Origin of the sequence: Streptomyces javensis, assembly GCF_039525925.1 — a bacterium.
Lineage (GTDB): Bacteria > Actinomycetota > Actinomycetes > Streptomycetales > Streptomycetaceae > Streptomyces > Streptomyces asiaticus.
In genome coordinates this window covers 19,816-34,407 of the sequence record NZ_BAAAIF010000049.1, presented here as the reverse complement: position 1 = coordinate 34,407, position 14,592 = coordinate 19,816, and the positions used below count along the sequence as shown (strand labels likewise).

The 14,592-nt window shown below is 67.9% G+C and carries 14 protein-coding genes and 3 tRNA genes; 2 read left to right on the top strand and 15 right to left on the bottom strand.

All coding sequences use genetic code 11. From position 1 onward, the window contains the following. Positions 1 to 78 precede the first annotated feature (78 nt). The 9 genes from rpoB to ABD329_RS33045 form a co-directional block, all read right to left on the bottom strand. Entirely contained in the window at positions 79 to 3,561 is a 3,483-nt protein-coding gene (gene rpoB / locus ABD329_RS33085) for a DNA-directed RNA polymerase subunit beta (RefSeq protein ID WP_344317337.1), read from the bottom strand. A 608-nt stretch (positions 3,562 to 4,169) separates the two neighbouring features. Further along, on the bottom strand, positions 4,170 to 4,559 hold the full coding sequence (gene rplL / locus ABD329_RS33080) for a 50S ribosomal protein L7/L12 (RefSeq protein ID WP_037952872.1): 390 nt from the start codon (positions 4,557 to 4,559) through the stop codon (positions 4,170 to 4,172). An 84-nt stretch (positions 4,560 to 4,643) separates the two neighbouring features. Further along, complete coding sequence (gene rplJ, locus ABD329_RS33075) at positions 4,644 to 5,207, bottom strand: 50S ribosomal protein L10 (protein WP_020869302.1); 564 nt, start codon at positions 5,205 to 5,207, stop codon at positions 4,644 to 4,646. Positions 5,208 to 5,483: 276 nt separating this feature from the next. Further along, complete coding sequence (locus tag ABD329_RS33070; RefSeq protein ID WP_486388704.1) at positions 5,484 to 6,374, bottom strand: SCO4651 family lipoprotein; 891 nt, start codon at positions 6,372 to 6,374, stop codon at positions 5,484 to 5,486. Between the two features lie 145 nt (positions 6,375 to 6,519). Further along, the gene (gene rplA, locus ABD329_RS33065) at positions 6,520 to 7,239 is read right to left on the bottom strand and encodes a 50S ribosomal protein L1 (protein ID WP_344317335.1); all 720 of its coding nucleotides are present in this window, start codon (positions 7,237 to 7,239) and stop codon (positions 6,520 to 6,522) included. Between the two features lie 95 nt (positions 7,240 to 7,334). After that, positions 7,335 to 7,769, bottom strand: coding sequence for a 50S ribosomal protein L11 (rplK, locus tag ABD329_RS33060; RefSeq protein WP_020869305.1), 435 nt, complete (start codon positions 7,767 to 7,769; stop codon positions 7,335 to 7,337). A gap of 179 nt (positions 7,770 to 7,948) precedes the next feature. After that, positions 7,949 to 8,797 carry a transcription termination/antitermination protein NusG gene (gene nusG, locus ABD329_RS33055; protein WP_344317334.1) on the bottom strand — a complete coding sequence of 283 codons (849 nt, stop codon included), beginning with the start codon at positions 8,795 to 8,797 and terminating at the stop codon, positions 7,949 to 7,951. A gap of 84 nt (positions 8,798 to 8,881) precedes the next feature. Then, positions 8,882 to 9,172, bottom strand: coding sequence for a preprotein translocase subunit SecE (gene secE / locus ABD329_RS33050; RefSeq protein WP_037952862.1), 291 nt, complete (start codon positions 9,170 to 9,172; stop codon positions 8,882 to 8,884). Positions 9,173 to 9,279: 107 nt separating this feature from the next. Continuing rightward, positions 9,280 to 9,352, bottom strand: a tRNA-Trp gene (locus ABD329_RS33045). A gap of 181 nt (positions 9,353 to 9,533) precedes the next feature. Here ABD329_RS33045 and ABD329_RS33040 point away from each other — a divergent pair. Together ABD329_RS33040 and ABD329_RS33035 are read left to right on the top strand one after the other, a co-directional pair. Then, the gene (locus ABD329_RS33040; protein WP_344317333.1) at positions 9,534 to 10,772 is read left to right on the top strand and encodes a pyridoxal phosphate-dependent aminotransferase; all 1,239 of its coding nucleotides are present in this window, start codon (positions 9,534 to 9,536) and stop codon (positions 10,770 to 10,772) included. Positions 10,773 to 10,915: 143 nt separating this feature from the next. Continuing rightward, a complete protein-coding gene (locus ABD329_RS33035) occupies positions 10,916 to 11,935 on the top strand; it encodes an adenosine deaminase (RefSeq protein WP_344317345.1) in 1,020 nt (339 codons plus the stop codon). Between the two features lie 33 nt (positions 11,936 to 11,968). On the opposite strand, the gene ABD329_RS33030 is transcribed toward ABD329_RS33035, so the two are convergent. The 6 genes from ABD329_RS33030 to ABD329_RS33005 form a co-directional block, all read right to left on the bottom strand. Continuing rightward, on the bottom strand, positions 11,969 to 13,024 hold the full coding sequence (locus ABD329_RS33030; RefSeq protein ID WP_344317332.1) for a UDP-N-acetylmuramate dehydrogenase: 1,056 nt from the start codon (positions 13,022 to 13,024) through the stop codon (positions 11,969 to 11,971). A 93-nt stretch (positions 13,025 to 13,117) separates the two neighbouring features. After that, complete coding sequence (locus ABD329_RS33025; RefSeq protein ID WP_344317331.1) at positions 13,118 to 13,552, bottom strand: MaoC/PaaZ C-terminal domain-containing protein; 435 nt, start codon at positions 13,550 to 13,552, stop codon at positions 13,118 to 13,120. Further along, on the bottom strand, positions 13,549 to 14,019 hold the full coding sequence (locus ABD329_RS33020; RefSeq protein ID WP_344317330.1) for an FAS1-like dehydratase domain-containing protein: 471 nt from the start codon (positions 14,017 to 14,019) through the stop codon (positions 13,549 to 13,551). Before ABD329_RS33020 ends, ABD329_RS33025 begins: the two co-directional genes overlap by 4 nt. Positions 14,020 to 14,103: 84 nt before the next feature. Next, the gene (gene rpmG, locus ABD329_RS33015; protein WP_009715907.1) at positions 14,104 to 14,268 is read right to left on the bottom strand and encodes a 50S ribosomal protein L33; all 165 of its coding nucleotides are present in this window, start codon (positions 14,266 to 14,268) and stop codon (positions 14,104 to 14,106) included. Positions 14,269 to 14,355: 87 nt separating this feature from the next. Continuing rightward, positions 14,356 to 14,428, bottom strand: a tRNA-Met gene (locus tag ABD329_RS33010). Positions 14,429 to 14,487: 59 nt separating this feature from the next. Then, a tRNA-Thr gene (locus ABD329_RS33005) sits at positions 14,488 to 14,560 on the bottom strand. Positions 14,561 to 14,592: the final 32 nt, after the last annotated feature.

The following is a 14,592-nucleotide window of genomic DNA, read 5'->3' as shown; positions in this document are numbered from 1 at the left end:
AGGGTCGTGTCTTCGGGTCTGACTGGGGGTCCGGGGAGAGGCCGGGGCGCTCTGTGGCGAGTGCCCCGGCCAGACCCGTCAGACCTCTTCGACGCTGCTCGGCTCGCGCCGGGACAGGTCGATACCGAGCTCCTCCGCAGCGCGGAAGACGTCCTCGTCGGTGTCGCGCATCTCGATGGACATGCCGTCGGACGACAGCACCTCCACGTTGAGGCACAGGGACTGCATCTCCTTGATGAGCACCTTGAAGGACTCGGGGATGCCGGGCTCGGGAATGTTCTCGCCCTTGACGATGGCCTCGTAGACCTTCACGCGGCCGGTCACGTCGTCGGACTTGATGGTCAGCAGCTCCTGGAGGGCGTACGCGGCGCCGTAAGCCTCCAGCGCCCACACCTCCATCTCGCCGAAGCGCTGGCCACCGAACTGAGCCTTACCACCCAGCGGCTGCTGGGTGATCATCGAGTACGGACCGGTGGACCGGGCGTGCAGCTTGTCGTCCACCAGGTGGTGCAGCTTGAGGATGTACATGTAGCCGACCGAGATCGGGTCCGGGAACGGCTCGCCGGAGCGGCCGTCGAACAGCCGGGCCTTGCCGGACGACTGGACCAGGCGGTCGCCGTCGCGGTTCGGGATCGTCGAGTCGAATAGACCGGCGATCTCATCCTCACGGGCGCCGTCGAAGACCGGGGTCGCGACGTTGGTACCGGGCTGGACCTCGTCCGCGCCGATCGCCTGGAGCCGCTGCATCCACTCCTCGGAGCCCTCGACCTTCCAGCCCCGGGAGGCCAGCCAGCCGAGGTGGATCTCCAGGACCTGCCCCGGGTTCATTCGGGACGGGACACCCAGCGGGTTGAGGATGATGTCGACCGGCGTGCCGTCCTCCAGGAACGGCATGTCCTCGACCGGAAGGATCTTGGAGATGACGCCCTTGTTGCCGTGGCGGCCGGCGAGCTTGTCACCGTCGGTGATCTTGCGCTTCTGCGCCACGTAGACGCGGACCAGCTGGTTCACGCCCGGCGGCAGCTCGTCGCCCTCCTCGCGGTCGAAGACGCGCACGCCGATGACCTTGCCGGTCTCGCCGTGCGGCACCTTCAGCGAGGTGTCACGGACCTCACGGGCCTTCTCACCGAAGATCGCGCGCAGCAGGCGCTCCTCCGGGGTCAGCTCGGTCTCACCCTTCGGGGTGACCTTGCCGACCAGGATGTCCCCGGCGATGACCTCGGCGCCGATGCGGATGATGCCGCGCTCGTCGAGGTCGGCCAGGACCTCCTCGGAGACGTTCGGGATGTCCCGGGTGATCTCCTCGGGGCCCAGCTTGGTGTCCCGGGCGTCGACCTCGTGCTCCTCGATGTGGATCGAGGAGAGGACGTCGTCCTGCACCAGACGCTGGCTGAGGATGATCGCGTCCTCGTAGTTGTGGCCCTCCCACGGCATGAACGCCACCAGGAGGTTCTTGCCGAGCGCCATCTCGCCGTCCTCGGTGGACGGGCCGTCGGCCAGCACCTGGCCGGCGATCACCCGCGCGCCCTCGTCCACGACGACCTTCTGGTTGAAGGAGGTGCCCTGGTTGGAGCGGGAGAACTTGGCCACCCGGTAGGTGGTGTAGGTGCCGTCGTCGTTGGCCACCGTCACGTAGTCGGCGGAGACCTCCTGGACGACACCGTCCTTCTCGGCCTTGATGACGTCGCCGGCGTCGACCGCGCAGCGGTACTCCATGCCGGTGCCGACCAGCGGGGACTCCGCCTTGATCAGCGGCACGGCCTGGCGCATCATGTTCGAGCCCATGAGCGCGCGGTTGGCGTCGTCGTGCTCCAGGAACGGGATCATCGCGGTCGCGACCGACACCATCTGGCGCGGCGAGACGTCCATGTAGTCGACGTCGTCGCCGGGGATGTAGTCGACCTCACCGCCACGGCGGCGGACCAGGACGCGGTTCTCGGCGAAGTGCAGATCGTTCGTCAGCGGCGCGTTGGCCTGCGCGATGACGAAGCGGTCCTCCTCGTCGGCCGTCAGGTAGTGCACCTCGTCGGTGACGACACCGTCGACCACCTTGCGGTACGGGGTCTCGATGAAACCGAACGCGTTGACCCGGCCGTACGAGGCGAGCGAGCCGATCAGACCGATGTTCGGGCCTTCGGGCGTCTCGATCGGGCACATGCGGCCGTAGTGCGAGGGGTGCACGTCACGGACCTCGAAGCCCGCCCGCTCACGGGAGAGACCACCGGGGCCGAGCGCGTTCAGACGGCGCTTGTGGGTCAGACCCGACAGCGGGTTCGTCTGGTCCATGAACTGCGACAGCTGGCTGGTGCCGAAGAACTCCTTGATGGAGGCGACGACCGGCCGGATGTTGATCAGGGTCTGCGGCGTGATCGCCTCGACGTCCTGAGTGGTCATGCGCTCGCGGACGACCCGCTCCATGCGCGCCAGACCCGTGCGGACCTGGTTCTGGATCAGCTCGCCGACGTTACGGATGCGCCGGTTGCCGAAGTGGTCGATGTCGTCGGTCTCGACGACCACGGACTGGCCGTTGTCCCCGACGGTCTCGGTCTCACCGGCGTGCAGCTTCACCAGGTACTTGATCGAGGCGATGATGTCCTCGACCGTCAGCACGCCCGCGTCCAGCGGAGCGGCGGCGCCCAGCTTCTTGTTGACCTTGTAGCGGCCGACCTTGGCCAGGTCGTAGCGCTTCGGGTTGAAGTAGAGGTTCTCCAGCAGCGTCTGCGCGGCCTCCCGCGTGGGGGGCTCGCCCGGGCGCAGCTTGCGGTAGATGTCGAGCAGCGCGTCGTCCTGGCCCTGGGTGTGGTCCTTCTCCAGGGTGGCGCGCATGGACTCGTACTCGCCGAACTCCTCGAGGATCTGCTCGGTGGTCCAGCCGAGCGCCTTCAGGAGGACGGTGACGGACTGCTTGCGCTTGCGGTCGATGCGGACACCGACCATGTCGCGCTTGTCGATCTCCATCTCCAGCCAGGCACCACGGGAGGGGATGACCTTGACCGAGAAGATGTCCTTGTCGGACGTCTTGTCGATGGAGGAGTCGAAGTAGACACCCGGCGAGCGGACCAGCTGCGAGACGACGACACGCTCGGTGCCGTTGATGCAGAAGGTGCCCTTGTCGGTCATGAGCGGGAAGTCGCCCATGAAGACCGTCTGGGACTTGATCTCACCGGTCTCATTGTTGGTGAACTCGGCCGTGACGAAGAGCGGAGCGGCGTAGGTGAAGTCACGCTCCTTGCACTCGTCGATCGAGTTCTTCGGCGGCTCGAAACGGTGATCACGGAAAGTCAGGGACATCGACCCGGAGAAGTCCTCGATCGGGGAGATCTCCTCGAAGATCTCTTCCAGACCGGACTTGGTGGGGACGTCCTGACCGCTGTCCAGCGCAGCCTCGACGCGAGCCTTCCACGCGGCATTGCCGAGCAGCCAATCGAAGCTCTCGGTCTGAAGCGCGAGGAGGTTCGGAACCTCGAGAGGCTCCTTGATCTTCGCAAAGGAGATGCGCAGCGGGGCGGTGCTGGCGCCATTGTTCGTATTGGCAGTCGAGGCGTTGCGCGAGGCGGCCAAGAGGGGGTCCTTCCGAGGGCTCGGACTCACTACGCGCGTACCGGTCCCACCGAGAGCCCATGGATGAAATCCCTGGTCAGGGCCTTTTCATCAGTAGTGCTCGAAGGTAGGTATGCCCCTGGTGACGGGCAGGGAGCAGCTAACAGGCAGCGCAAAGGGTCAGTGTAGCCACTTGGCACACTGATGTCCAGCGCCGAGTTTCTGAGACCGGCAGTGCCAATCTCTCCCTCCGGTGAGGGGGCGCGCCCCTCGTTGTCTTCTCACGCCCTGTCGGCAGCCCGCGCTGTCGATGCGCATATCGATACTGCCCGCTTCGCCGACGATCCATGCCTCGGACTTTCGGATCGCTGTGACGTCGCGTCCTGAGAATTGCGCGCTGCGTGCCGTTCGTCAAGGCCCCCCACTCCGGCGAGATCGTCACAGGGCGTGGCGACGGGCAACGAAGATCACCCTACCTCCACAACCCCATAAGGCAATGTAACCGTCACGGGAACGCCGAAGGGCGACCACCCGAACGGGTGATCGCCCCAGGCGTGGAACCGGGCCGCGCCGCCGGACGTCCTACGGGCGTGTGGCGGCGGGCCGCGAGGTCATCCGACCTCGAGGGGTCACTTGACCTCGACGGAGGCGCCGGCGCCCTTGAGGGACTCGGCGGCCTTGTCGGCCTGCTCCTTGTTGACCTTCTCGAGGACCGGCTTCGGGGTGCCGTCGACGAGGTCCTTGGCCTCCTTCAGACCCAGGGAGGTCAGCTCACGCACGACCTTAATGACCTGGATCTTCTTGTCGCCGGCGCCGGTGAGGATGACGTCGAACTCGTCCTTCTCCTCCTCGGCCGGGGCAGCGGCGCCCGGGGCACCCGGAGCGGCGGCGACCACGGCGGCCGGGGCGGCGGCGGTGACGTCGAACTTCTCCTCGAAGGCCTTCACGAACTCGGAGAGCTCGATGAGGGTCATTTCCTCGAACTGCGCGAGCAGGTCGTCCTGGCTGAGCTTCGCCATGGTGGCGGTCCTTCCACTAATTCGGCAGGTGGTGCCGGATGTACATGTCGGCGGGCTTCCGGGCCCGCTGCGACCGGGGCCTGATTACTCGGCGGCCTCGGCCTCGGCGGGAGCCGGGGTGTCGGCACCGCCCTGCTCGGCCTGCTTCTGCCGGAGCGCCTCGGCGGTCCGGACGAACTTCGACAGCGGGGCCTGGAAGAGCGCGGCAGCCTGGGACTGCTTGGCCTTCATCGCACCCGCCAGCTTGGCGAGCAGCACCTCACGGGACTCGAGGTCCGCGAGCTTCTTGATCTCGTCGGCGGACAGCGCCTTGCCATCAAGGACACCGCCCTTGATCACGAGAGCGGGGTTGTCCTTGGCGAAGTCACGGAGACCCTTCGCCGCCTCGACCGGGTCACCGGTCACGAAGGCGACGGCCGACGAACCCGAGAACAGGTCGTCGAGCTGGTTGATCCCGGCCTCGTTGGCCGCGATCTTGGTCAGCGTGTTCTTCACCACACGGTACTGAGCGTTCTCACCGAGCGAACGGCGCAGCTCCTTCAGCTGCGCAACGGTGAGACCGGTATACGCGGTCACAACGGCCGCGTTCGCGTTGCGGAACTTCTCCCGCATCTCGTCGACGGCTGCGACCTTGTCAGGACTCGCCATGAGCCTCGGCCTCCTTCCGGGTGATGAGGACCGCTTCGGTCTGAAGGAAGGAGACTGAGACAACGCGAAAACGCCCCGGCGCAGGCGCTCGGGGCGTAACTCGACCGGCACGGACCCACGGCCCGTTCGGGAGTGCAACCTTAAGTCACCTACGCAGGTCGCCCGCAGCTAGCGGATCCTTCAGCCACCGGATCCCTCGCGGGACACGGCGACAACCAGCGGTCTTTGGCTTCGTTGAGAGGTTACGCGAACGGGCCGCGGCCAGGCAAATCGGCTCTACTGCTGGAGCATGTCCTGGAAGTCCACGGTGTCCGAGGAGGACGGCTCGGTGACGGTCACGCTGGTGCCGTAGTCCGAGTAGAAGACCGTGGAGTCGTAGGCGCCGCTCTTGCTCTGCGCCTGCTCACGCTTCTTGACCAGCAGGTTCTCCTCGTCCACCCACAGGTCGATGGTCTCGGTGTCCATACCGGAGGTCTCCAGCTGCTTCTGGAGCGCGTCCAGGTCGGACTGGCTGAGCTCCTTGGACTGCATCTTGGCGATCTCGGAGACCTTGACCGTGCCCGTGTAGTGGGTGGCCTTGACGCCCTTCACATCCTCGCTGCCCACGCTCTTGACCTTGCCCGTGGCGAGCAGCAGCTCCACCGAGCGCGACGGGTTGTTGTTCTGCATCTGGTCCTTCAGGAAGGCGCCCGAGGGGCCCGCCTTCTGGGCCAGCACGTCGTAGTCGTACTTCACCCAGTGCTTGCCGCCGCCCGCCTGGGCGGCGAACTCGTCGCCCATGTTCAGGAACATGGCGTCCGGGGTGTACTTGGCGTCCATCGGCTTGCCCGCGATCGGGGAGGAGGCGATGGCGCCGCCGTTCTGGGTGATGGACATGTTGGCCCGGATGCCGTCGGCCCAGTCCATGTCGCCGGACATCCGCGAGTTCTGCTCGCCCATCTTGGTGGTGCCCTCGACCTTGGCCGAGTTCTTCTTGTCCGTCTGCTGCGAGGCGAGCTTGAGCGCCGCCAACGGGCTCATCGCGGACTGCCCGGACTTGTCGCCGCCGGTCTTGTCGCCGGCCTTGTCGCCGTCGGACTTCTCACTCCCGCACGCGGTGAGGCCGACCATCAGAACGAGGCTTCCAGCGGCTATCGCCCATCGCGCACCGACATGAGTACCGCGCACGGCTCCCCCTAGTTTTTATTTCTCTTTTACGCCTGGAGTGACTCTAGCGGAGGGGGCCGACAACGGAAGAGCCGGGCCCCCGCACCTTCGACGCGGTGCGGGGGCCCGGCGGTTGCACACCGTGGTGCGCTGATCAGGGGCTGCCTCAGACGGCGTCTTCCTCGACCAGCAGGTTGCGGGTGCGGTTGGCGTCCAGCGGGATGCCAGGGCCCATCGTGGTGGTCAGGGTCGCCTTCTTGATGTAGCGGCCCTTCGCGGCGGACGGCTTGAGACGGTTGATCTCCTCGAGCGCCGCGGCGTAGTTCTCCACCAGCTTCGTCTCGTCGAACGAGAGCTTGCCGATGATGAAGTGCAGGTTCGAGTGCTTGTCGACGCGGAACTCGATCTTGCCGCCCTTGATGTCCGTGACGGCCTTGGCCACGTCCGGGGTGACGGTGCCGGTCTTCGGGTTCGGCATCAGACCACGCGGACCGAGCACCCGGCCGAGGCGGCCGACCTTGCCCATGAGGTCCGGGGTGGCGACGACGGCGTCGAAGTCCAGGCGGCCCTTGGACACCTCGTCGATGAGCTCGTCGGAGCCGACGATGTCGGCGCCCGCGGCCTCCGCGGCCGCTGCACGGTCACCGGTCGCGAAGACCAGGACCCGGGCGGTCTTACCGGTGCCGTGCGGCAGGTTCACGGTGCCACGGACCATCTGGTCGGCCTTGCGCGGGTCGACGCCCAGGCGCATGGCGACCTCGACGGTCGCGTCGAACTTGGTGGTGGAGGTGTCCTTCGCCAGACGGACGGCCTCGAGCGGGGCGTATGCGCGCTCCCGGTCGATCTTGGTGTCCGCAGCGCGGAGGGTCTTGCTGCGCTTGCTCACTCTTGCTCCTGATGTCTGTGGAGTTCGTGGTCCGGGCCAGCGCTTGGCCCTGCCACAGGTGGCCGCGGGGGCTGTCGGCCCTCGCGCGTGGGGTGTCAGCCCTCGACCGTGATGCCCATGGAGCGGGCGGTGCCGGCGATGATCTTCTCGGCGGCGTCCAGGTCGTTGGCGTTCAGGTCGGGCATCTTGGTGGTGGCGATCTCACGCACCTGGTCGCGGGTGATCTTGGCGACCTTGGTCTTGTGCGGCTCGCCGGAGCCCTTCTCCACGCCCGCGGCCTTGAGGATCAGCTTGGCGGCCGGCGGAGTCTTGGTCACGAAGGTGAAGGAGCGGTCCTCGTAGACCGTGATCTCCACCGGCACGACCATGCCGCGCTGCGACTCGGTCGCGGCGTTGTAGGCCTTGCAGAACTCCATGATGTTGACGCCGTGCTGACCCAGCGCGGGGCCGACCGGCGGGGCCGGGTTCGCGGCGCCGGCCTGGATCTGGAGCTTGATCAGCCCCGTGACCTTCTTCTTCTTGGGAGGCATGCTCTCTCCGGGTCCTAGTGAGAGGTTGTTCGCCTCCGAACCGGATCATCCGGATGGAGGCATACCGCACAACGATAACGGGTATAGCTGTGCGCCTTAAAACCGAGCAGGTCAGACCGGCCGCGAAAGCCCGTCTGACCTGTCGGAAGTTCCTGCGAAGAGACTCAGTCCTGAAAGACTCAGTTCTTCTGGATCTGGTCGAAGCTCAGCTCGACCGGGGTCTCCCGGCCGAAGATCTCGACCAGGCCCTTGACCTTCTTCGAGTCGGCGTTGATCTCGTTGATCGTCGCCTGGAGGGTCGCGAACGGGCCGTCGGTGACCGTGACCGAGTCGCCCACCTCGAAGTCCAGCACCTGGACCTCGACCTTGCGGCTCGGCGCCGGCACACCGCTCTCCTCGGCGGCGGCCTTGGCGGCCTTCTCCTCGGCCTCCGGGGCGAGCATCTTGACGATCTCGTCCAGGGTCAGCGGGTACGGGTCGTAGGCGTTGCCCACGAAGCCGGTGACGCCCGGGGTGTTGCGGACGACGCCCCACGACTCGTTCGTCAGATCCATGCGGACGAGCACATAGCCGGGCAGCTTGTTCTGCCGGACGTTCTTGCGCTCGCCGTTCTTGATCTGGACGATCTCTTCCTCGGGGACCTCGGCCTGGTAGATGAAGTCCTCGACGTTCAGCGAGACGGCACGCTGCTCCAGGTTGGCCTTCACGCGCTTCTCGTAGCCCGCGTAGGTGTGGATCACGTACCACTCGCCGGGCAGCCCGCGCAGCTCCTCACGGAGCGCCTCGACCGGGTCGACCTCGACCTCGACCTCGGCTTCGGCCTCGGTCTCGACCTCGTCGTCCGCCTGGGCCGACTCGGTCTCGAGGGCGTCCTCGTCCTCGACGCGCAGCGCGTCGACCTCGGCGGGAACGCCCGCCGAGGCGTCGGCCGCTTCAGCCTGGTCGGAGTCCGCCGCCTCGACGATGTCGAGCTCGTCCTCACGGGACTCGACGGGCTCGGCGGCGTCGTTCAGGTTCGGGTCAGACACTGTGGCTGCTTCTTCCTGGCTTCAAAGGGGGTGGAACGTGCGAAACAGGCGACGCCGGGACGGCCGCCGCCTTTCGCGAGGGTCTCAGCCAAAGACGTACTTGATGGCGTTGTTGAACCCATAGTCAATCACGGTCACGATGCCGATCATGATGACGACGAAAACGATCACCACACTGGTGTACGTCGACAGCTGACTGCGCGTGGGCCAGACGACCTTCCGCAGCTCAGCGATGATCTGGCGGTAAAAGAGCGCGAGCCGACCGAAGGGCCCCTTCTTCGCGCGCTTGCCACCACGACGACCCCGCTTGGTCGTCTCCTCATCCTCGGGACGACCGCTCTCAGGCGTCGCGGTGGAGCCAAGGGCTTCCGTCACTCGTCCTCACCTGAATCCGGGTCGTGGCCGTGCCGCGTCCGGCCCGGCCGCACAGCGGTGCTTGTCCTTGCGTACGCATGCACGCACCCTCATCACAGTGCGTGTAGCAGGGCCGGAGGGACTTGAACCCCCAACCGCTGGTTTTGGAGACCAGTGCTCTACCAATTGAGCTACGACCCTTTGCGGCACTCCCAACCTACCGCATACACCCGGCTGCACGGAGTGTGCGGTCGGATCCGGCTGTTGATCGGCCAACGACGAGTGAGTGTACGTGCTTGACGGCCGGGCGTCGAACGAGAAGCGCGCGAAGTCGCCGCAAACCCGTGTGCCACCCATTTCGCCCGTCTGCGACGATGCATCTATGACCGCTGCTACTCCCCCAGTACAGTCCCCGACCGACCGGCGGGTATCGGCCCGGATCGGCTCGATCTCCGAGTCCGCGACCCTCGCCGTCGACGCCAAGGCCAAGGCCCTCAAGGCCGCGGGCCGTCCGGTGATCGGCTTCGGCGCCGGTGAGCCCGACTTCGCCACGCCCGACTACATCGTCGACGCCGCGGCCGCGGCGTGCCGCGACCCGAAGTACCACCGGTACACCCCGGCCGGCGGCCTCCCCGAGCTCAAGGCCGCGATCGCCGCGAAGACGCTGCGCGACAGCGGGTACGAGGTCGAGGCGGCCCAGGTCCTGGTGACCAACGGCGGCAAGCAGGCGATCTACGAGGCGTTCGCCGCGATCCTGGACCCGGGCGACGAGGTCATCGTCCCCGCGCCCTACTGGACCACCTACCCGGAGTCGATCCGGCTGGCCGGCGGTGTCCCGGTGGAGGTCGTCGCCGACGAGACGACCGGCTACCGCGTCTCCGTCGAGCAGCTGGAGGCGGCCCGCACCAAGAACACCAAGGTGCTGCTCTTCGTCTCCCCCTCGAACCCCACCGGCGCGGTCTACAGCCGTGCGCAGATCGAGGAGATCGGCCGCTGGGCGGCCGACAACGGGCTGTGGGTGCTGACCGACGAGATCTACGAGCACCTGGTCTACGGCGACGCGGAGTTCCACTCGCTGCCGGTCGTGGTGCCCGAGCTGCGCGACAAGTGCGTCGTGGTCAACGGTGTCGCCAAGACGTACGCGATGACCGGCTGGCGGGTGGGCTGGGTCATCGGCCCCAAGGACGTCATCAAGGCCGCGACCAACCTCCAGTCGCACGCCACCTCGAATGTGAGCAATGTCGCTCAGGTCGCCGCGCTGACCGCCGTCTCGGGCGACCTCGACGCCGTGGCCGCGATGCGCGAGGCGTTCGACCGCCGCCGCCGCACCATCGTGCGGATGCTGAACGAGATCGACGGCGTCGAGTGCCCGGAGCCGGAGGGCGCCTTCTACGCCTATCCCTCGGTCAAGGGGCTGCTCGGCAAGGAGATCCGCGGCAAGCGGCCGCGCACCACCGTGGAGCTGGCCGAGATCATCCTGGAGGAGGCCGAGGTCGCGGTGGTGCCGGGTGAGGCGTTCGGCACCCCGGGCTATCTGCGGCTGTCCTACGCGCTGGGCGACGAGGACCTCGTCGAGGGCGTCTCCCGGCTTCAGAAGCTGCTGGGCGAGGCGAGCGCGTAAGGCGCCGGCTCTCGTACGCACGATCCGTACAGACGGACGAGGAACGGGCCGGAATCCGCGGGGCGGATTCCGGCCCGTTCCGCATGCGTGCGCCGCCCCGTTAGGGGAAAGCGGTACCGACGGGTCCGGACGTGCGGCAGTATCTGGAGATGGCACGCGATGTACTCCTGCTCCCCAAAGCGCATCTGCATCTTCACTTCACCGGCTCCATGCGCCCCGGAACCCTCCTCGAACTCGCCGACAAGTACGGCGTCCATCTCCCCGAGGCACTGAGCGGCGGTGAGCCGCCGAAGCTGCGCGCCACCGATGAGCGCGGCTGGTTCCGCTTCCAGCGGCTGTACGACATCGCACGCTCCTGTCTGCGGGAGCCCGACGACATCCGGCGGCTGGTGCGCGAGGCGGCCGAGGAGGACGTGCGGGACGGGGCCCAGTGGCTGGAGATCCAGGTGGACCCCACCTCGTACGCCCCGCGCCTGGGCGGGCTGACCCCCGCGATGGAGGTCATCCTGGACGCGGTCGAGGGCGCCTCCGCGGCGACCGGGCTCGGGATCAGGGTGGTGGTCGCCGCCAACCGCGTGAAGCATCCGCTGGAGGCCCGCACCCTGGCCCGGCTCGCGGTGCGCTTCGCGGACCGCGGCGTGGTCGGCTTCGGCCTCTCCAACGACGAACGGCGCGGATTCGCCCGCGACTTCGACCGGGCCTTCGCCATCGCCCGGGAGGGCGGGCTGCTGGCGGCGCCGCACGGCGGCGAGCTGTCGGGCCCCGGCAGCGTGCGGGACTGCCTGGACGACCTCGGCGCGGCCCGGGTCGGCCACGGGGTGCGCGCGGCGGAGGACCCGCGGCTGCTCGCCCGGCTCGCCGAGCGCGAGGTGACCTGCGAGGTGTGCCCGTCGTCGAACGTGGCGCTCGGGGTCTACGAGAAGCCGGAGGACGTCCCGCTGCGCACGCTGTACGACGCGGGGGTGCCGATGGCGCTCGGGGCGGACGACCCACTGCTGTTCGGCTCGCGGCTGGCGGCGCAGTACGAGCTGGTGCGCGAGCACCACGGCTTCACGGACGCCGAACTGGCCGAGCTGGCACGTCAGTCGGTGCGCGGCTCGGCCGCGCCGGAGGACGTCCGGACGCGGATGCTGGCGGACATCGACGGCTGGCTGGCGGGCTGAGCACAGCGTCACGTGACACTGTGCTTGTGAGTCTCAGATACTCACGCCGACCGTCACCGGCTCGTTGACCAGCCGGATCCCGAACGCCTCCTCGACCCCGGCCACCACCTCGCGGGCCAGCGCCAGCAGGTCCTCGGTCGTGGCCTCGCCCCGGTTGGTGAGGGCGAGCGTGTGCTTGGTGGAGATCCGGGCCGGGCCGGTGCCGTAGCCCTTGGTGAAGCCCGCCCGGTCGATCAGCCAGGCCGCGGAGGTCTTGATCAGGCCGTCGCCCGCCGGGAAGGCGGGCGGCGCGGTGTCCGGGCCCAGCCGTTCGGCGACCCGGGCCAGGAAGGCGGCGTGGGCGTCCTGGTCGAGCACCGGGTTGGTGAAGAACGACCCCGCGGACCAGGTGTCGTGGTCTCCGGGGTCGAGCACCATGCCCTTGCCCGCGCGCAGCCCCAGGACCGTCTCGCGGGCGACGGCGGCCGGTACCCGGTCCCCCACCTCGACGCCGAGCACCCGCGCGGTCTCGGCGTACCGGACGGGCGCGGAGAGCCCGCCCGCGTCCTCCAGCTCGAAGCGGACCCGGAGCACCACATGGCGGTCGGGGTCGGCCTTGAAGCGGCTGTGGCGGTAGGAGAAGGCGCAGTCGGCGTTCGGGATCGTGACGACCTCGTCGGCGCGGCGGTCGTAGGCGATCACCTCGGTGATCGTGGCGGAGACCTCCTGGCCGTAGGCGCCGACGTTCTGTATGGGCGTCGCGCCCGCGGAGCCGGGGATCCCGGCGAGGCATTCGATGCCCGCGAGCCCCGCTTCGACCGTACGGGCCACGGCGGCCGACCAGTTCTCGCCCGCGGCGAGCTCCAGGCGGGTGCCGTCGAGTGTGAAGCCGCTGGTGGCGATGTGCAGGGCGGTGCCGTCGAAGCCCTTGTCGGCGATGACCAGATTGCTGCCGCCGCCGATCACCAGCAGCGGGGTCCCGGCCGCGTCGGCCGCGCGGACCGCGGCGATGACCTCGTCGTCGGTCGTGGCCGTGAGCAGCCGGTTGGCCGGGCCGCCGAGACGGAAGGTGGTGAGGGGCGCGAGAGGGGCGTCGTGGAGTTCCTGCACGCGCTCAAGAGTACGGGGGCGCCCCCTGGGCTCCTCGAGGCGGCCGCCCCCGGTGTGGGGAGTCCGGGGGCCGCAACGGGCGCGGTCGGGGGCTCAGCCGAGCCGTACCACGGCGCGGGCCCGGCCCAGCACCTTCTGGCCGGCGCTGGTCGCCGTGATGTCGAGGCGCACCGTACGGGCCTCGTCGTCCAGCTTGGCGGTGACCTTGGCGCCGATCTCGATGACCGCGCCTTTGTCGTCGTTGGGGACCACGACCGGTCGGGTGAAGCGGACGCCGTACTCGACGAGGGCGCCGGGGTCGCCGGCCCACTCGGTCACCACCCGGGCCGCCTCGGCCATGGTGTAGGCGCCGTGCGCGATGACGTCGGGGAGGCCGACCTCCCTGGCGAACTTCTCGTTCCAGTGGATCGGGTTGAAGTCGCCCGACGCGCCCGCGTAGCGCACGAGGTCGGCGCGGTTGACCCGGAACTCGCGCGTCGGCACCTCGGTACCGACCTCCACGGCGTCATACGAGATCTTGGCCGTCATCTGCTCTCCTCCACCTCTGCGTCAGCGGCGCGGGCCACCAGCGTCGTGAACGACGTCGCTACATGATCACCCGCCTCGTCGTGGACCTCGCCGCGGACGGACAGGATGTCGTTGCCGGCCAGCGACTTGATCGAGTCGATGATCGAGGTGACCTTCAGGCGGTCCCCCGCGCGGACCGGGCGGGTGTACTGGAACTGCTGGTCGCCGTGGACCACCCGGCTGTAGTCCAGTCCCAGCTGCGGATCCTCGACAACCTGCTTCCCGGCCGCCTTGAAGGTGATCGTGAAGATGAACGTCGGCGGGGCGATCACATCGGGGTAGCCGAGGTCCCGGGCCGCGTCGGGGTCGGTGTAGACCGGATTGGTGTCACCGAGGGACTCGGCGAATTCCCGGATCTTCTCCCGGCCGACCTCGTAGGCGGCGGTGGGCGGGTAGGTCCGCCCCACGAAGGACTGGTCGAGCGCCATCGGCGCGCACCTCCTGCGATTGAATTACCAACGAAACGAGGCCGCCCCCCGCGAGTGGGGGCGGCCTCGAATGAGAGTTTATTGCTATCGCGTCTCACGGTGCGCGGTGTGCGCGTTGCAACGCGGGCAGTGCTTCTTGATCTCAAGACGATCCGGGTCGTTGCGCCGGTTCTTCTTGGTGATGTAGTTCCGCTCCTTGCACTCCACGCAGGCCAGCGTGATCTTCGGGCGGACGTCGGTGGCAGCCACGTGAGTGCTCCTTGACGAACGGGCTAGGGGATTAACGCAGAAAGAGTAGCCGATCGAAGGACCGACCCCGCAATCGGCTACTGTCAGTAGCGGTGACCGGACTTGAACCGGTGACACAGCGATTATGAGCCGCTTGCTCTACCGACTGAGCTACACCGCTGCGATGCGAGTGACTCCCCGCTCGACCAGCGTAGCGGAACGGGAAGCCTCACACATCAGAGCCCCAATACGGAATCGAACCGTAGACCTTCTCCTTACCATGGAGACGCTCTGCCGACTGAGCTATTGGGGCGAGCGATGAAGACATTACACGGTCGGCCGCCG